This is a genomic window from Cohnella fermenti (assembly GCF_004801405.1).
In the GTDB taxonomy this organism is placed as follows: domain Bacteria; phylum Bacillota; class Bacilli; order Paenibacillales; family Paenibacillaceae; genus Cohnella; species Cohnella fermenti.
Map to the genome: position 1 here is coordinate 51,438 of NZ_SSOB01000015.1, position 17,732 is coordinate 69,169.

The 17,732-nt window shown below is 57.6% G+C and carries 7 protein-coding genes; 6 read left to right on the plus strand and 1 reads right to left on the minus strand.

The annotated features are described in order from the left end of the window. The first annotated feature begins 73 nt into the window (after nt 1–73). From E6C55_RS13515 to E6C55_RS13540, 6 genes are all read left to right on the plus strand, one after another. Nucleotides 74–2,350: a helix-turn-helix domain-containing protein gene (locus E6C55_RS13515; RefSeq protein WP_168735629.1), complete on the plus strand. Its 2,277-nt coding sequence runs from the start codon at nt 74–76 to the stop codon at nt 2,348–2,350. 177 nt (nt 2,351–2,527) lie between these two features. Then, the gene (locus E6C55_RS13520; RefSeq protein WP_230986676.1) at nt 2,528–4,186 is read left to right on the plus strand and encodes an extracellular solute-binding protein; all 1,659 of its coding nucleotides are present in this window, start codon (nt 2,528–2,530) and stop codon (nt 4,184–4,186) included. Between the two features lie 16 nt (nt 4,187–4,202). Then, nucleotides 4,203–5,153: an ABC transporter permease gene (locus tag E6C55_RS13525; RefSeq protein WP_136370328.1), complete on the plus strand. Its 951-nt coding sequence runs from the start codon at nt 4,203–4,205 to the stop codon at nt 5,151–5,153. 30 nt (nt 5,154–5,183) lie between these two features. After that, complete coding sequence (locus tag E6C55_RS13530) at nt 5,184–6,065, plus strand: carbohydrate ABC transporter permease (protein WP_211093579.1); 882 nt, start codon at nt 5,184–5,186, stop codon at nt 6,063–6,065. Nucleotides 6,066–6,116: 51 nt separating this feature from the next. Next, nucleotides 6,117–11,351: a BNR-4 repeat-containing protein gene (locus E6C55_RS13535; protein WP_136370329.1), complete on the plus strand. Its 5,235-nt coding sequence runs from the start codon at nt 6,117–6,119 to the stop codon at nt 11,349–11,351. Between the two features lie 13 nt (nt 11,352–11,364). Further along, a complete protein-coding gene (locus E6C55_RS13540; RefSeq protein ID WP_168735630.1) occupies nt 11,365–15,357 on the plus strand; it encodes a glycosyl hydrolase family 95 catalytic domain-containing protein in 3,993 nt (1,330 codons plus the stop codon). A gap of 58 nt (nt 15,358–15,415) precedes the next feature. On the opposite strand, the gene E6C55_RS13545 is transcribed toward E6C55_RS13540, so the two are convergent. After that, nucleotides 15,416–17,575 (minus strand): transglutaminase domain-containing protein, encoded by a 2,160-nt coding sequence (locus E6C55_RS13545; RefSeq protein ID WP_168735631.1) that lies wholly within the window; start codon nt 17,573–17,575, stop codon nt 15,416–15,418. Nucleotides 17,576–17,732 lie beyond the last annotated feature (157 nt).

A 17,732-nucleotide genomic window follows, 5' to 3' on the forward strand; every position in this document is an offset into this window, starting at 1 on the left:
AGGGGAATGGCATTCCCTTATTGTTGAATCATGCACAATATCAATGACATCAACGGGCAGGGGAGAGGTGGCAATGGCCGCGCAGCAAGTCAGGAAAAACGTCATTCTCGTTTGGATCATTTCTTATATGGCCGTGCTAATCGTACCGCTTCTGTTCAGTGTCTTCTTCTATATAGGAACGCAAAGGACGCTGGAGGCACAAATTCGCAAAGCAAACGACCTGCTATTGAATGAGATTCAATTGGTAATCGACATGCAGGTGGCAGACGCCAAACGGCTGGCGACGGAAATCATGTGGAACGACAAAGTGCAGGATTTGATTTATTCCAATAAGTACGAACGCAACGATTATCGGTACGATCTGTATGCGATCATGCAAGATTTGAATCAATATGCAACCGCTTACAGTTCGGTTGCCGGCTTCTATTTATATTGGCAGCAAGGCAAGATGGTCGTGCGGCCGGATGTGTACAAATCGATAGGGCTCAGTTACGAAGATTTGTATGCGGGAAGCAGCATCAGCCAGACGCGGTGGGAGCAGCTATTGCAGAGCAAGCAGCTTCAGCAGTTCGTTGCGGTCACGGGGCTGGGTTATGGCGGGGACGAAGCGCAACTGCTGTACATCCATTCCTTCCCGCCCAGCGGCGATGAAGAGGCGAGCACGTCCATCGCTGTCAGCATGAGAGCCGACGCTCTGCTGGAGATGATCGGCAAGATCGAGCAATTCAACAATGGGGACGTCCTGCTGCTGAACGAGAACGGCGAGGTTCTGCTGTCGCTAGGCCAATCCGACGGCGGCACAATCGCGTTGCCCCCGGGCTTGACCGTGGACCGGGGAAGTTTCCGGGGGACGTTCTTGGGCAAGTCCAGCCAATTCTCGTACATTAAATCAGCCAGCTCCAAACTGACCTATCTGACGATCGTGCCCGAGAACGTCATGTGGGAGGAAGCGGTCAATGTACGCAATTTGATCTATATGGATGTAAGTCTGAGCCTCCTGGGCGGTCTGCTGTTAACCTTGTATCTGGTCAGACGCAATTATAGGCCCGTCAGACAGCTTGTCTTCGAGAAGCAGCGAATTCAGGACAAAATGCAGCGGCAGACGACGCAGCTTCGGAGCAACTTCATATCAAGGCTGCTGAAGGGGCGTATCGATACGAGCACGTCTATCGAGGATAGTCTGCAGGCGTTCCAGATGGAATTGGCCTCGGAGCGGTTCGGAGTGCTTCTCATTTATTTGAACAAGAACGAGCCGTTTATGCAACGGATCGACGACATCGACATGCAGGATCGGTGGAAGTTCCTTCAGTTCATCGTATCCAATGTAGTCGAGGAAGTCGTCAACCGGGTGAATCGGGGATATGTGGCGGAAGTCGACGATATGCTTGCTTGTCTCGTGAATTTGCCGGAGAGCGGCGACCCAAGCGCGGCCATGCAGTCGCTGCGGGAAGCGGCGGAGGAAGTGCGGACGTTCCTGAAGCGGGAGTTTAAGGTCGAGTTGATCATCTCCATAGGCGGCATCAAATCAACGCTTGCGGAGATTCCCCTTGCATACAGCGAAGCCCTCGATGCGATGGAATACAAGCTCATCATCGACGACGACGACATCATCGTCTATGAGGATCTGCACGGCTCCGCAGCGTCCCCGAATCCCGGCGGTTATTATTACCCGATTCAAATCGAGCAGAAGCTGATCAACCATGTGAAGGTCGGCGAGACCAAGCAGGCGCTGGATGTTATCGACAGCATCATGGAGAAGAACTTCGGGGAACACACATTGACTGTCCCCATCGCCCGTTGTCTCATGTTCGAATTGGTCAGCACGCTGATGAAGACGATGAACGAGATCGAAGAGATCGAGGAGGCGTTCGAGGTTCGCTATCCGCGGGCGCTGCAGAACATATTGGCCTGTGAGACGGTAGCGGATATTCGCCGAATCATCTCCGAGGTCGTGGAAGACCTGTGCCAATTTACTGCGATGCAATACAAGACGATCCGGCAGCGCAAGAACGACAATGAGCACAGGAAGCTGATCGCCAACGTGCAACAGCACATTCAATCGAATTATCGCGACTACGACTTGAACGTTACGAAGCTCGGCGATACGTTCGGTCTGAAGGCGACGTATTTGTCCAAGCTGTTCAGGGACATTACCGGCGTCGGCTTGCTGGATTACATTAATGTGACGCGGCTGGAGCAAGTCAAGAAGCTGCTGACGGATGACAAAAAGCCGTTGCAGGAGGTAGCGGAGCAGTGCGGATTCCAAGATTTGAACACATTCATCCGCATCTTCAAGAAACACGAAGGACTCACGCCGGGCAAGTACAAGGGACTGCATTCCAATGATTAGCCGGACGCGTCGTTCCAATGATTAAACGAATGCATTGGACAATTCGGCGATCGCTGCGAAGAAGTTGCAGAACCGATTGGATATTCTGCGTATATTCTCCGGCCAACGGGCTGCGGATAATGGGCATTGTCGGGAGCGAGAATCCTCGGCATACCAACACAGGGAGGTCAACGATTTATGCAACGAATGAACAAAGCAGTATCCGCCGTCTTGTCCGTCGCGATGATGGGCGTCATTCTGACGGCATGCGCGGAGAATAACAAGGAAGCGGTGCCTGCGGCGTCAGGTTCCGCATCATCGTCGAGCGAGGCATCCTCATCCGGCGCGACAGCGTCATCCGCCGGGGAGACGGGTTCGGTGTACCCGCTGAAGACGGATGTCACCTTGAGCCAATGGATCGAAGCGGACCCGAGCTTGCTCGCCCTGAAGCCCAACTACGCCGAGTTCCCCTTGTATCAGGAACTGGTCAATCGGACGGGCGTCAACATTAAGTACATCCATCCCGCGACCAATCAAGCCAAGGAGCAGCTTAACGTTATGTTCGCTTCCGGCGATTACGCCGACATCATGGAATGGCGATGGATGGAGAACTATCCCGGCGGACCGGAGAAGGCGATGGAGGATGGCAATATCCTCAAGCTGAACGACCTTATCGATCAATATGCGCCCAATCTTAAAGTCTACCTGCAGGAGCATCCGGATGTAGACAAGCAGATCAAGACGGACAGCGGCACGTATTACGGCTTCCCGTTCGTGCGCGGCGACGATTCGCTGAAAGTATTCCAAGGGCCGATCCTGCGCAAAGACTGGCTGGACGAGCTCGGCTTGCAGGTGCCGACGACAATAGACGAATGGCATACCGTTCTGCAGGCGTTCAAGGAGAAGAAGGGCGCCGAAGCGCCGCTGACATTCGCCAGCCAGCCGCGGCTGCTCGATGTCATCCAAGGCGGCGGCGGATTCGTCGGCGCGTACGGCGTCGGGTATTCGTTCTACCTGCAGGACGGCCAAGTCAAATACGGGCCGAACGAGTCCGGCTTTAAGGACTTCTTGGCCACGTTCCACCAATGGTATGCAGAAGGCTTGATCGATGTGGATGTCGCGACGGTCGATTCCAAGATCCTGACCGAGAAGATGACCTCCGGCAAGTCGGGCGCCACGATCGCCAACGCCGGCGGCGGCCTCGGCAACTGGATGTCGGCGATGAAGGAGAAGGACCCTTCGTACGATCTTGTCGGCGCGCCTTATCCGGTATTGAACAAAGGCGATACGCCGATGATGGGGCAGAAGGACTTCTCCGCGCCGTATGGCGGTTACTTCGCGATATCGCCGAAGAGCGAGCATCCGGAGATTGCCGTACAATACCTCGACTACGGGTTCAGCGAGGAAGGCCAGATGCTGTACAACTTCGGCATTGAAGGCGTCAGCTACACGATGAAGGACGGATACCCGACTTATACGGACGCCGTCATGAGCAACTTCTCGCAGAACTACGGCCAGTATACGCGCGCCACAAACGGACCGACGGTTCAGGACAAGCGGTATTACGAGCAATTCGCTTCGCTTCCGCAGCAGACGGAAGCGATCCAGCAATGGATGAAGACGGACGCCGACAATCACGTCATTCCGCCGGTGTCGCCCACTGCGGAGGAGAGCACGGAGATGGCGAAGATCATGAACGAGGTCCAGACGCTTGTTGACGAGACGGTCATCAAGGTCATTATCGGGCGCGAATCTATCGATGACTTCGATAAGTTCCAGCAGAAGCTGAAGTCGCTGAAGATCGATAGAGCCATCGAAATCAAGCAAGCGGCGTATGATCGCTACATGAGCAGATAAGGCCATGGGGGAGCGAATGCAAACTCATGCTTCGCTTCCCCTCAGCCGGAAGGAGGCGATCGTCACGCGCACGATTCACAAGGACTTTAGAAGAAACCGTTTGCTTTATTTAATGATTTTGCCGGTCTTAATCTATTATTCGGTATTTCAATACGGACCGATGTATGGCGCGCTTATCGCGTTCAAGGACTATTCGCCGTCCGCCGGCATCTGGGGCAGCGACTGGATCGGATTCACGAACTTCAGCGACTTTTTCAACGGGTATTATTTTTCTCGTATTATCAAAAACACGGTCCTGATCAGCGTGTACACGCTTGTGTTCGAATTTCCCGCTCCAATCCTGCTCGCTTTGCTCGTTAACGAATTGCGCAACCGGACGTTCAGGAGGATCGTCCAGTCCGTCACTTATATGCCGTATTTTATCTCGCTTGTCGTCATCTGCGGCATGATCAAGGACTTCACCAATACGAACGGAGTTATCAATCAGTTGTTCGGCCTGCTCGGATACGAGGGCGGTGCGATGCTGCAGAATTCGGACTTGTTCCGGCCGATCTATGTGTTCTCGGAGATCTGGCAGCACATCGGCTGGGAGTCGATCATCTATATCGCGGCACTGGCGAATATCGATCAGGAGCAGTTCGAGGCGGCCGATATGGACGGTGCGGGGCGGCTATCCAAGATCTGGTATATTACGCTTCCCGGCCTCGTACCGACTATCATGATTATGCTGATCCTGCGGATCGGCAACATGATGAATGTCGGGTTCGAGAAGATTATTCTGCTGTACAATCCTGCGACTTACGAGACAGCCGATGTCATCTCGACCTATGTCTACCGCAAGGGGATTCTCGAGATGAGTTGGAGCTTCGGGGCGGCGGTGGGACTGTTTAATTCGGTCATCAACTTGTTGCTGCTGGTGCTGGCGAACTATATAAGCCGGAGAGTCAACCAGAACAGCTTGTGGTGACACAGGCTTGCGGGAAAAGGAGAATGCGGAGTGAGAATCAGGAAGAGGTATTCCGAGCGCTTGTTCGACGCGGTCGTCGTGTTGATTGCGATTGCGATTACCTTCTGTACTTTGTATCCGTTTGTGTTTGTGTTGTTCGCCTCGGTCAGCGACGCCGGCGATCTGATGTCGCACAGCGGATTATTGTGGAAGCCGTATGGGATTCATCTGGACGCCTACATCAACGTCTTCAAGAACCCGAGCATCATGGCCGGCTTCCGAAATACGGTGTTTATCCTGGTGGTCGGCGTCGTTGTCAATATGATCTTGACCTCCATGGCCGCCTATGTACTGTCGAGGAAAAACGTCTATTGGAGCCGATTGCTGATCTTCTTTGTGCTGATTACGATGTTCTTCAATGGCGGATTGATTCCGATGTATCTCGTGATTAAAGGCGTCGGTTTGTCGAACAGCCTCTGGTCGCTCATTATTCCGTTTGCCGTCAATACGTTTAACCTTCTCATTATGCGCACCTCGTTTATGGCCATACCGGACAGTCTCGAAGAATCCGCCAAGATCGACGGAGCCAATCACTTCGTCATCTTCAGCCGCATCGTCCTGCCTCTGTCGATGCCGGTCATTGCGGTCATGATTCTGTATTATTCGGTCGAGAAGTGGAACGCATGGTTCTATGCTTCGGTGTTCCTGAACAGCCGCGAGCTATTCCCGATTCAACTGATCCTGCGGGAGATTCTGATCTCCGGCTCTACGGACAGCATGACGGGGGGAGCGGACGTGAGTCAGATGCAGCAAGTCGTGCAGACGATCAAGTATGCGACGATTGTTGTGGCGACGCTGCCGATTCTGGTCGTGTATCCGTTCCTGCAGAAGTACTTTGTGAAGGGCGTTATGGTAGGCGCTATTAAAGGATAGGAGAGCGAAGAGAGACCCTGCTGATCCAACTTTGTACCGGAGGGATTTAGGGTGGGGAACGTTGTAAGGAAGAAGCTTGCGGCGCTGACGGCTGCGTTGGTGCTGCTGATGGTTCTTGCGCCGTTGACTGGCGCAATCGGTTCCGGGAAGGCAGAGGCGGCTGGTGAACAGACGGTATTATACCGGGATGGCTTCGAGGACGGATTCGGCGATTGGACGGCGGCATACGGAACGCCGTCGTCCAGTGCGGTGCGCACGCATAACGGCGCAAGCAGCTATGCAATGGACGAGGATCGCGACGGCCTGCAGCGCGTGTGGTCCTCGCCCGTGAACGGGGTCGCCGTCGTCTGGTTCTACGACAACGCGTCCGATATGTCGTTGCAAGCGGCGGCGTTCGCCGATCAGAGCACGACGAATGTGGCGCTCGGCGTCTTCAGCGCAACATCTGCGACCCATTATGTCTACCGGGTCGGCTCGGCCTTCACCGCCACGGATGTCGAGCGGACGACGGGGTGGCACAGCTTCGTCTTCGATTATACGTCGGGAACGGATGTTAAGCTGTATATCGACCGCAAGCTGGTGCAGCAGAGCACTTCGGCAACCGCGTTGACCAGAATCTCGCTCGGCGATTTCTGGGACAGCCACACGGCTGCAGGGTCGTACTTCGACGATGTGTCTATTCTGGCGGCGCTGCCATGGGAGCCTGCGCAGCTAACGCCGGCGGCGACGGCCTCCGCGCCGGAGCTGTGGCTGAATGAAGGCTTCGAGGACGGCTTCGCGCGATGGACAACGAAGCATGGCACGCCGTCGGCCGATACTTCGGTCTATCGCAGCGGCTCGAGCAGCTACGAGCTGGATGAGGACAAGGACGCCATCGAATTCAGGACGGCGGCCAAGCTGAATAAGGTTGCGGTCGTCTGGATGTACGACGATCTGGCCGTAACGCCCCGGGCAATGGCCTATGCCGACACCTATACGTCGGCCCTCTCGATTATCGGTCTAGGCTTGAACGCGGAGCTGTCGACAAGTCATTACGTCTATCGGATCGGCACGCAAGAGACCGTGTCAGCCGTCGCTCGGACGACGGGCTGGCATAGCTTAGCCTTCGATTATCGTTCGGGGTCGGGCGTCAAGCTGTACATCGACGGAACGCTTGTTGTCTCGGGAAGCGAGGAGACCGGCTTCAAGCGGATTGCCGTCGGAGATTATTGGGAAGACGGCCGGGCGGGCGGGGTCCGCTTCGACGATGTCACGGTTCAGGATTGGCTGCCCGGAGAGACGCCGAAGGTTACGGCCGCCATCGATCTCGAATTTAGCGACAGCTTCGAGAATGGATTCAACAGTTGGACCGCCGCCGCCGGAACGCCTTCCATGAGTCAGGCGCAAGCGCATGCGGGCAGCCGCAGCTACGCGCTCGATCAGGATACGGATGTCATCCAACTGTCGTTGTCCGCTGTTGCCAATCGGGCGGTGACGGTCTGGTTCTATGACGATGCCGCCGATACGTCGGCCCAGGCGCTTGCGTTCGCGGACGGCAATGCCAGCAGTGTGGCGCTCGGCGTCAACACGCCGACTTCGACGAGCCAATACATCTATCGCATCGGCAGCGTCTATACGGCTTCGGGCATCGCTCGGACGACGGGCTGGCACAGCTTCGGCTTCGATTACCGCTCCGGCAACGGCGTGACGCTGTATATCGACGGCGCTGTCGTCATTACGTCGACCGCCGAGACGTCGTTTAAGCGGATCGCGCTTGGCGACTACTGGGCCGGCAGCACAGGGGCGTTCTATTACGACGACGTAAGCATCGGAACCAGCTTCGAATGGGAGACGGCCGCGAGCAATCCCGGCGCGGGCTTCGCCGAGGACTTCGAACAGGGCACATCGGCGTGGACGACGCTGTACGGAACGCCGGTCGTCGCCCCGGGGAGGGCTTATACGGGCATTCGCAGCTACGTGCTGGATGAAGATCTTGACGCCGTGGAGTACGATCTGCCCGCTGCCGTACAACAGACGGCTGTCATTCGCTTCTACGATCCCGGCTCGGGAGATTCCCAAGCGATGGCTTATGCCGACGGTCCGCTTGCGCAGATCGGCTTGGGGCTGGATACGTCAGTCAGCGCCGGCGAATATGTATTCCAGGCCGGAGGCCTTACGGCGACCACGGGGATCTCCCGCACCGCGGGCTGGCATAGCCTGGGCTTCGATTATCGTTCCGGAGTCGGCGTGACGCTCTACATCGACGGCAACGAGGTTGCCGCCCGTACGGAAGAGAGCTCGCTGCAGCGCATCGCCTTGGGCGACTTCCAAGTCGGCACGGTCAGCGATGCCAGCTTCGACGCGGTGCAGATCGGGGATTATCTCCCTTGGGAGACGTTCCTGGACAGCTTCGAGCAGGGCTTCGGCGCCTGGACGACGGTGTCCGGTACGGCATCGACAAGCACGGCTCACGCGCATTCCGGAGCTTCCAGCTATGCGGTCGATCAGGATACGGATGTCATCCAGATCAGCTTGTCCGGATTGCTTAACAAGACGGCGCTTGTCTGGTTCTACGACGATGCCGCCGACACCAGCGCCAGCGTAATGGCGTTCGCGGACGGCAACTCCTCCACGGTGGCGCTTGGCGTCAATACGTCGACCTCGCCCACCCAATATGCGTATCGCATCGGCAGCACGTATACGGCTTCCGGGGTAACTCGCACGACGGGGTGGCACAGCTTCGGCTTCGATTACCGCAGCGGTACGGCGGTTCGGCTGTATATCGACGGACAGCAGGTTGCCGACTCGACGGCGGAGAAGTCGTTCAAGCGGATCGCATTGGGCGATTATTGGACAGGCAGTACGGCTGCCGTGTATTTCGACGATGTGCGGATAAGCGATTATTTTCCATGGGAGACGGCTGCTGCTCCGTACGCTCCAAGCGCGGTATCCGTTGCGGACGCGTTCGGCTTCGAAGCGGAAGGGGCATGGAACAGCGAAGCGTATGTGCTGGAGGACAACCCGACGTTCAAGGAATCGCAGCTAATCGTTTCGCAGACGGGCAGCTTGTCCGAGCTGAACGATGGCGTGTCGCTGTCGACAGAGTACGTTGAGCAAGGCACGTATTCGGGTCGCTGGGCGAACCATCCGTATTACCCGACGATCTCGACCCGCGACGTGCCGCCCGACTGGTCCGCGTACAACTCGGTGTCCTACTCGGTCTACTCGGAAGAGGCTACGAACGAGACGGTGACGATGCTCGTGTTCTCCGACAATCCGGCGACCTATTGGAAGGAATTTTATTCTTATACGTTCCATGTCGACTGGACGGGATGGAAGTCGTTCGAGCTTCCGTTCGCCGCATTCTCGGCATACGGTGATCCGGCCGGCTGGAATTCGGTTCAAGCGATCCACTTCTCGACCAAAGCGTTCGATGCGCAGCCCAACCCGAATACGGTGCTGTATCTGGATGATATAAGCTTGCACGACCGCTCCGAGGGCGAGCTGATCACCCTTCTGGCGGGACTCGGCGGAGCTCCGAACGACACCGTTAATTATATCGTTCGGTATCCCGAGAATGCCGGCTTCGAGAATATGCGGCTGGACGACTACCTGCTGTATGTCCGCAATACGCTGGAGTATCCTTCGGCTTCGCCGGGTAGACAACTGGAGCTGGCTTCGGATAATGAGGCTTTGCTGCTGAAGTATGGGACGGTATCCGCTGCTGTGTACGCCCCGGGGCAATTCGTCGATACGCAGAGCCGAATCGCCACGGTTCACGACATGGTTTTCGACGAGTCGGTCATGAATCACCCCTATAGCGAGCTGGAGACGGCGTCCCCCGATCCGATCCTCTACGAGCCCTATTGGAGAACAGAGCGGGCGTTATACGGCTACTATCCGAAGTTCAACCCGAATCAGGTGAGCATTGCGCCGGACGGCAGCCGCTATATCAAGGTCGGCAACAGCCGCATCGAGACCTACAACCAGGAGAAGGATCTGTGGCTGGAGTTGAACATCGATCCGGTGTACGAGAGCTACGCAAGCGAGGAGCTTGGCTGGTCGCAATTCCGCCATCGCGACGATGCCGCCTACAATGACGTCAATATTCGGTTCGACAATGACGGCGATGCCTACATTCTGGCGGTCATTCAACGAATTCTGGACGACGGCAGCCGCGGCGAATTCGCCAGCCTGCTGCTGCACTCCCGCGACGGAATGAAGACCTGGCAAGTGTATCGATTGCCGCAGAAGTTCGCCAAATTCGAGAATATGGAAGCGAACAATCAAGCTGCGCTGGATCGGCCGCCCGTCATCACGATGCATAACGGATTCGTCAATACGAACGATCAGGGCGCTTATCTGCTCCTTCCCTCGAAGAACGTTGACGGTACGCTTGATCTATCGGAGCAGATCAAATATGCCGAAGGCGTCATCGATACGTCGACCAAGCACTCCGGTGATTCGAACATCGCCGTGACGCGCGGCGGGAAGGTATATCTCATCTACGGGGTGATGGAGCTTGAGAACGCGCCTCCCATTCCGGACAATCATCCGGCCAGCTCGGTAAGCTGGACCAAGGGTTCGACGACTTATTACAGCAAGAACGGCGTTCCTGAATACGCGGTCGTTTACGATTTGCAAACAAAGCAGCTCTCATCGCCCGTATTCGTCGGCTTCGGCGGCAGCGCCCTCGACAACCACAACTGGCCTGTGCTCAGCGTAGACAGCGAGGGAACGCTGCACGCCTTCTTGAACGGCCATCATGATCCGGTTATGTATGCGGCTTCGACGTCCTCGGAGGACATCTCGTCCTGGACGATACCGGAGATGGTGGGAACGGCGAACTCTTACGCTTCGACGGTCATCGACGCGAACGATACGGTGTATTTGATAGCCCGGGATTCGGCCCGAGGGTACAAGTTTGATCTGACACTGTACCGCAAGAAGGCCGGGCAGTCTTGGGAGCCGGTGAAGTTCCTCGTACAACGAAGCCGCTCGTTCTATGAGGTGTGGAATCAGAAGCTCTCGCTCGACCCGTATACCGGACGATTGTACCTCACCTACTACAGCCAATCGCGGCAAGTTCAGATCTACAAGGATGAGTACGATGCGTTCCAATACATGTGGCCGGACAGGCAGATGCTGACGGACCCTGCCGGCGTCAATACGCCCTCCGGGACGACAGGCACGGCGACCAAGCAGTATCAGACACTGAACCTCAAACCGTCCGAGCCCGTGACGCTTATATCGGATGATGGCGGCGATACATGGCATCTGGCGGTATCCGAGGATTTCGCAGAGTAAGGGAGTGAACGAGATGGGCAATCTGGCGCTGGCGCCGATCTTTACGTCCCATATGGTGCTGCAGCGGAACAAGCCGGCGCCGATATGGGGAAGCGGAACGGAAGGGCGCAGGGTTACGGTAAAGATGCAGGGGCAGGCTGTCGCAGCGGTCGTTGCAGCCGGACGATGGCAAGCGGTGCTTCAGCCGCTTGCCGCCGGCGGACCGTTCGAGCTGGCCGTGTCGGACGGCGAGGAAGAGATCGTGCTGAACGATGTGCTGGTCGGCGAGGTGTGGCTGGCATCGGGACAGTCGAACATGGAACAGCCGATGCTGGTTGTGGAAGGCGGGCTGGAAGCGAGCGAGCAGGCGAATGATCCGCTCGTCCGTCTCTATACGACGCCTCGGCGTCCGTATCCGGGGGCGCGCATCTGCGGTTGGCACTTCGAGCCAAGCTTCTCGGACGATGCCTCATGGGAGCCGTGCTCGTCGGACAACGCTGCGCACTTCTCGGCCATTGCATTGCGTATGGGGCTGAGGCTGCGGGAAGCGCTGCAGATGCCGATAGGCATTATCAGTTGCAACTGGGGCGGCACGTCGGTGCAGGCGTGGATGAGCGAGGAGGCTCTGCAGGCGTCCGGAGATGCCGGACGGCGAACGCTGGAGGAGTACAGGATGCTTGCCGCCTCGCTCGATGCCGACGATTATGAACGGCAGTTCGAGCAGTATCTGCGGGACATGGCCGATTACATTGAGGAAGCGGGCGATGTGCGGGAGCGGGTCCGGTTGTACGGTCTTGAAGGCTATCACCGCAAATCGGGGGTCGGAAGAGCGCTGCCGATTCCGCCGATGGGGCCGAGATCGTTCCTGCGGCCATGCGGCGTCTATGGCACGATGCTGCGGGAGACGGCTCCTTATGCGGTTGCGGGCGTGCTCTGGTATCAAGGCGAGAGCAATGCGAACGAGCGGGAGGCTGCCGAATACCGGGGGCTGCTGGGGGCGATGATGCGTCACTGGCGGGAACTATGGAACGATTCGCAACTGCCGTTCCTCGTTGTGCAGTTGCCGGGATTCGCTGCCGGAGGCGAGGCGGACGGCCGGGTATGGGCGCAACTGCGGGAAGCGCAGGCTTTGGCGGTATCCGATACGCCGGGGACTGTGCTTGTGGTCGGCATCGATAGCGGGGAAGCGGACAATATCCACCCGATCGCCAAGTTCCCGCTTGCCGACCGCGCGGCGAATGCGGCGCTTGGCAGCGTCTACGGACTGCCGGTTGCCTGGCGAGGTCCGAGGTTTGCAGGGACGCAGCTTGCCGGCGCTGCGATCGTGTGCGAATTCGAAGACATGACGGGCAGGCTGGTCGGGCCGGAAGCTGCGCATCGGGCGCTGCGCGGCTTTGAAATTCGCAGCGGCGACGGCGTATGGCATACAGCGGATGCGCATATTGACGGCGACAACCGGGTTGTTGTGCGACATGCGAACGTACCCTTGCCTGACGCAGTCCGCTACGCTTGGACGAACCTTCCGCCCCATGATCTGAAGGATGAAGCCGGGTTGCCGGCGGCTCCGTTTCGCGCCGAAGTTGGGCTGGCGAGCGACAAGTCGCTTGTGCTCCGATACCGTCAGCCGGCCGCCGAGTGGACGGAGGCGCTTCCGCTTGGCAATGGGCGTATCGGCGCAATGGTGTTCGGCGGGATCGGCCGCGAGCGCATTCTACTGAATGAGGATACGCTGTGGTCGGGCTATCCGCGCGATGACTTGAACGAGAATGCTCATCGGCATCTGGAGCCGATTCGGCAGCTAATTCGGGAAGGACGGTATGTTCAAGCCGAAGCCGAGTTGGAGCGCCATATGCTGGGCGGTTGGTCTCAATCGTATCTGCCGCTTGGCGAGCTTGTGCTCGAGTGGGATGACGACGCGGACGAAGGCGAAGCGCATGAGTATCGTCGCGAGCTGGACTTGCGAACGGCGACGGCAAGCACCGTCTTGGTCAATGGCGGCTCGATTCATCGCCGCGAGATGTTCTGCAGCGCTGCGGATGGTGTGTTAGCCATTCGTATCGAATATGACGGACCGAGCGGCCTGAATCTGCGCATCGGCCTGGGCAGCGAGCTGAGGCATAGCCGACGCATGGACAAAGGCCGGTTAGTGCTGGAGGGCGAATGTCCGAGCCATGTCGAGCCGGATTATGTTGCCGATTGCCAGGACCCGATCCGCTATGAGCCGGGAAGAGGCTTGCGATTCGCCGCTGCGGTCCGGGTCGAGACGGTCGGCGGCAGCCGCGCGGAGACGGCTGAAGGCGAGCTGCTTATCGCAGGAGCCAATCAGTTGACGATTTATGTAGCTGCGGCTACGAACTTCGCCGGATTCCGTACGCAGCCTGCAGCTTCGCTGGCAGATCCTCTGCGATTATGCGAGGAAGCGTTGACGTCCGCAGGGCGCCATACGTACGAGAGCTTGCGTGAGCGGCACGTACGCGAATTCCGAGCGCTGTTCGGACGAATGGATATACGCCTCGGCGCCGCGTCGGCCGATGCCGGGGAAGCGGAGTCACTGGCGACGGACGAGCGCTTGCGGCGACTGGCAGCGGGCGCGGACGACCCCGGTCTGTATGCACTGTATGTACAATACGCCCGCTACCTGCTGATTGCCTGCTCGCGTCCGGGAACACAGCCTGCGAACCTCCAAGGCATCTGGAATGCCAGCATCCGTCCGCCTTGGAGCAGCAATTATACGATTAATATTAATACGCAGATGAATTATTGGCTCGCAGAACCGGGCAATCTGGGCGAATGCCATGAGCCGCTGTTCGATATGCTGGAAGAATTGGCCGACAGTGGACGGCTAACGGCCGAGGTTCATTATCGTTGCTCCGGTTGGGTTGCGCATCACAATGTCGATCTCTGGCGCAAGAGTACGCCTGTGGCGGGCAAAGCGAAGTGGGCGTTCTGGCCGCTTGGCGGAGCGTGGCTGTGTCGGCATCTGTGGGAGCATTACGCGTTTACCGGCGATGCCGGATTTCTGGGGGAACGGGCTTATCCGATTCTGAAGGAAGCGGCGGCGTTCTGTCTCGATTGGCTATGCGAGGATAGCAGCGGGCGGCTGATCACGATTCCTTCGACGTCGCCGGAGAATCTGTTCCTGACGCCGGAAGGCGAGGCATGCGGAACAAGCGCGGCATCCACCATGGACATGAGCATTATTCGCGAGCTGCTGACCTCTTGTTTGGAAGCCGCACGTTTGCTGCAGGTCGATGAGGAATTGCGGGATCGGTTGTCGGATGCTCTCGCACGATTGTATCCGCTTCGCATCGGCCGCTGCGGGCAGCTTCAGGAATGGTTCGAGGACTTCGCGGATGAGGAGCCCGGTCACCGTCACGTGTCGCATCTGTACGGCTTGTATCCGGGTACGCAAATCTCCGCCGCAACCACGCCGAGCTTGGCGACGGCTTGCCGCGTGTCTCTGGACAGGCGGCTGCAGCACGGCGGCGGCCATACGGGCTGGAGCTGCGCTTGGATCATCAATCTATGGGCCCGTCTGCATGACGGAGAGCAAGCTTACGCATTTGCCCGCACGCTGCTTGCTCGATCGACGTACCCGAATCTGTTCGACGCGCATCCTCCGTTCCAGATCGACGGCAATTTCGGAGGAGCGGCGGGGATGCTTGAGATGCTGGTGCAGAGTCACGACGGCGAGATCCGCCTGCTTCCCGCTTTGCCTTCGGCTTGGGCGGCAGGCTCCTTGCGGGGCATCCGCGCGCGCGGCGGCTTCGAGCTCGATCTGTCATGGAACGATGGACGCGTGACGATGCTGCGGCTCCGCACCTTGTCGGCGAATGCCGTCTGTACGGTTCGCTGTCCGAACGAGCTGTTGCCAATGGTTCCGGCACCGGAACAGGGCGCAACCGATTCGCGGCGCGTTGAGCCAACGATGGCCGGCGGGGAGGGGAGCTGGGTTTTGCGCTTCGAGGCGCGCAAGGGCGAGTCGTACGTCTGGTCGGCAGAGCACAGTGCTCGAATGCCTCAGTGAAGCTAAACGGCGTCAGAGATCCTCTCTCTGACGCCGCTTGCTTATCGGCAGATTGGCACTACAAGCTTACGATTACGTAACTGCTCAAGCTGCCCATGGAGGCGCGCTCCTGCTGCTCTTGAGGCAACGCTTCGATGACCTTCAGCGCCTCTTCCACGAGCTCGCTTTGTTCAATTCTGGCGGCCAACCGAATGACGATCTGGGTGTTGCCGGACTGCACCTGCTTGGTCAGAGCAGATCCGAAGTCGGAGGAGGTCTTGGCTTCCAGACCGTTCGAGACATAGTAGTCCTTGGAGCCGTCCAAGGAATCGAAGTCGGACAGTTCCGCGTCTGTCCAGAAGTCCTTGGACAACGTGAAGTTCAACGAACTTGCAATCTCGTCGCTGGAATAGAAGAGAAGATAAGGAATACCGCTGTTCGTCGCATTATTGGTCGAGTCGACATGCACCCATCCGCCGGCAAGTTTGACTTTGTTCCAGGCATGGGGGACGCCTTCCATATCGCCCGTGACGACAATCGTCTCCAGCCCGGCCATATCGCTGAGCAGCTTATACACAGAGGCGTAGGACGCGCACACACCAACTTTTTTCACCATGATGCCATAGGTTGTGAACGAATCGTTAAACTTCGAATCGACCTTCTGGAAGTCGTTGGCCTCCGCGTTGGCAAGCGCCGCATCGTCATACTTCGTATTGTCGTTCAAGTAATCATAGATCGCTTTATACTTCTGTTCATCCGACATGTCCGGTTTAAGGATGTCGGCAATGATTCGGTTGGCCTCGGCAAGCACTTCCTGCTGCTTCTGCTTGATCGCGTCTGCGGATTCTTCGTATTCCAGCTTCAACGTCAAGGAACCGTAGTCGTACCCCCAACTCTTCAGGCCGATGACCAGCGGATTCTGGTACATGACCTCCAACAGGACGTCGGAGAGGGTCTCGAAGTTCTGGGCCTCGGGAAAAGCCTTCAGCGAAATGCTGTCTTCAACATCGATCATGCTGACTGCCAGATACTCCTCAAGCGCCGTGTCGGCATTGACCTTGGCGTCTTTGGCAGCCTCGGGTGCGGGCACCGCCGCTTGATTGCCTTCTTCGACCTTCTGCTCCGTATTCTCCTTCTGAGCCTCTTCCACGCTCTTATCCTGATCCGCATCTGCGGAAGGGGCATCGATAACGGTAGGGACGTCAGGGGCTGGGACGTAGGCTGTCGTGTTGTCGGGTTCGACAAGGCCGGTAGAGCCGATCTGCTCCTGGGTTCTGGCCAGCCCTTGGAGATCGGCCTGCGTCAGATGTTCAACATGCACACTGCCTTGGATGGCCGTGCCTCGTATTCGGAGAGGAAGGTCGGCGCTCCCGGATTGCGGGATGGTTATGTTGGTGTCGTATACGATGCCTCTGGTCGCTGTCGATCCGTCGATGAAGGTGACGTTGACGTTAGTCGGCAAATCGAACACGCGGTTGAAGGATGTATAGAGAATATTGTTGTCCCCGTCGAGCTCTGCGGGCAACTGGGAGGAGAGGAGCGCCGTGCTTGCGGCATTGCTGAATACCGACTCGTGGCCGTCTTTGACCGCCGTCACGTAATACTCGCCGCCTACTCCTTGGTTCTGCGCCGAGATGCTGCCATCGCTGCCTTGAACCAAACCGCCGGTGCCGTTCAGCAGGAAGTCGTCGAACTCCGTTCCGGCAACCGTCGCTTGAAGCTGAGGGCCGGGTCCGACGTACGCTTCTTCGGCTCCCGATACCGCCAGATTCGTTGTCTCAAGCAGAACGATGTTGCTTCGCCGGTAGATTTTGTATTCCGTCGCGCCTTCCACCTTATTCCAAGAGAGCTTGAACCGGCCGTCGCTGGCAACGATCGCCTTCAGGCTTGGCACCTCAACGTCGGATTTGATGGTGAACGGAACGATAATCGGCTTCTTCAACCGGGTCGGCGTGGCCGCGTCCATATCGTAGTTGATACGGAGGTAGTAGATCGGCGCATTCCCCCAGCCTTCGTACCCGTTCAGGTGCTGGGAAGAGGTCAACACTCCGGCTATCGGTTTAACTTCCAACGTCCTGACATTATCTTGATAGTCCTTGGGAGAGACAGAGGCAAGGATGCGGCTCTTCTCCTCCGCTTTAATGTCGGTATGGACGGTGATGACGTCCTTCTCTCCCGACACGTCGCTATTGAACTTGAATTCGAACACCTTGTTCCGGGGAACGTTGTACAGAGGCATGATCGCCTTGTCCTGATCAGAGCCGTATTTCTTTTTCAGATCAAGAACCGTTGTTCCTTCCGCATGTACGGGAGCTGTCGTTTCGTTCTTTGTTCCGTTTCCGCTGTTGCCCCCACTCTCATTCTCGTTCCCGTTTCCGTTCCCTCCGAAGCAAGCT

Coding starts and splice junctions, on each gene's coding strand:
- E6C55_RS13520 (WP_230986676.1), top strand. CDS start 2,528: ATGCAACGAATGAACAAAGCAGTATCCGCCGTCTTGTCCGTCGCGATG.
- E6C55_RS13545 (WP_168735631.1), bottom strand. CDS start 17,575: ATGCCTCTGTACAACGTTCCCCGGAACAAGGTGTTCGAATTCAAGTTC.
- E6C55_RS13515 (WP_168735629.1), top strand. CDS start 74: ATGGCCGCGCAGCAAGTCAGGAAAAACGTCATTCTCGTTTGGATCATT.
- E6C55_RS13540 (WP_168735630.1), top strand. CDS start 11,365: ATGGGCAATCTGGCGCTGGCGCCGATCTTTACGTCCCATATGGTGCTG.
- E6C55_RS13525 (WP_136370328.1), top strand. CDS start 4,203: ATGCAAACTCATGCTTCGCTTCCCCTCAGCCGGAAGGAGGCGATCGTC.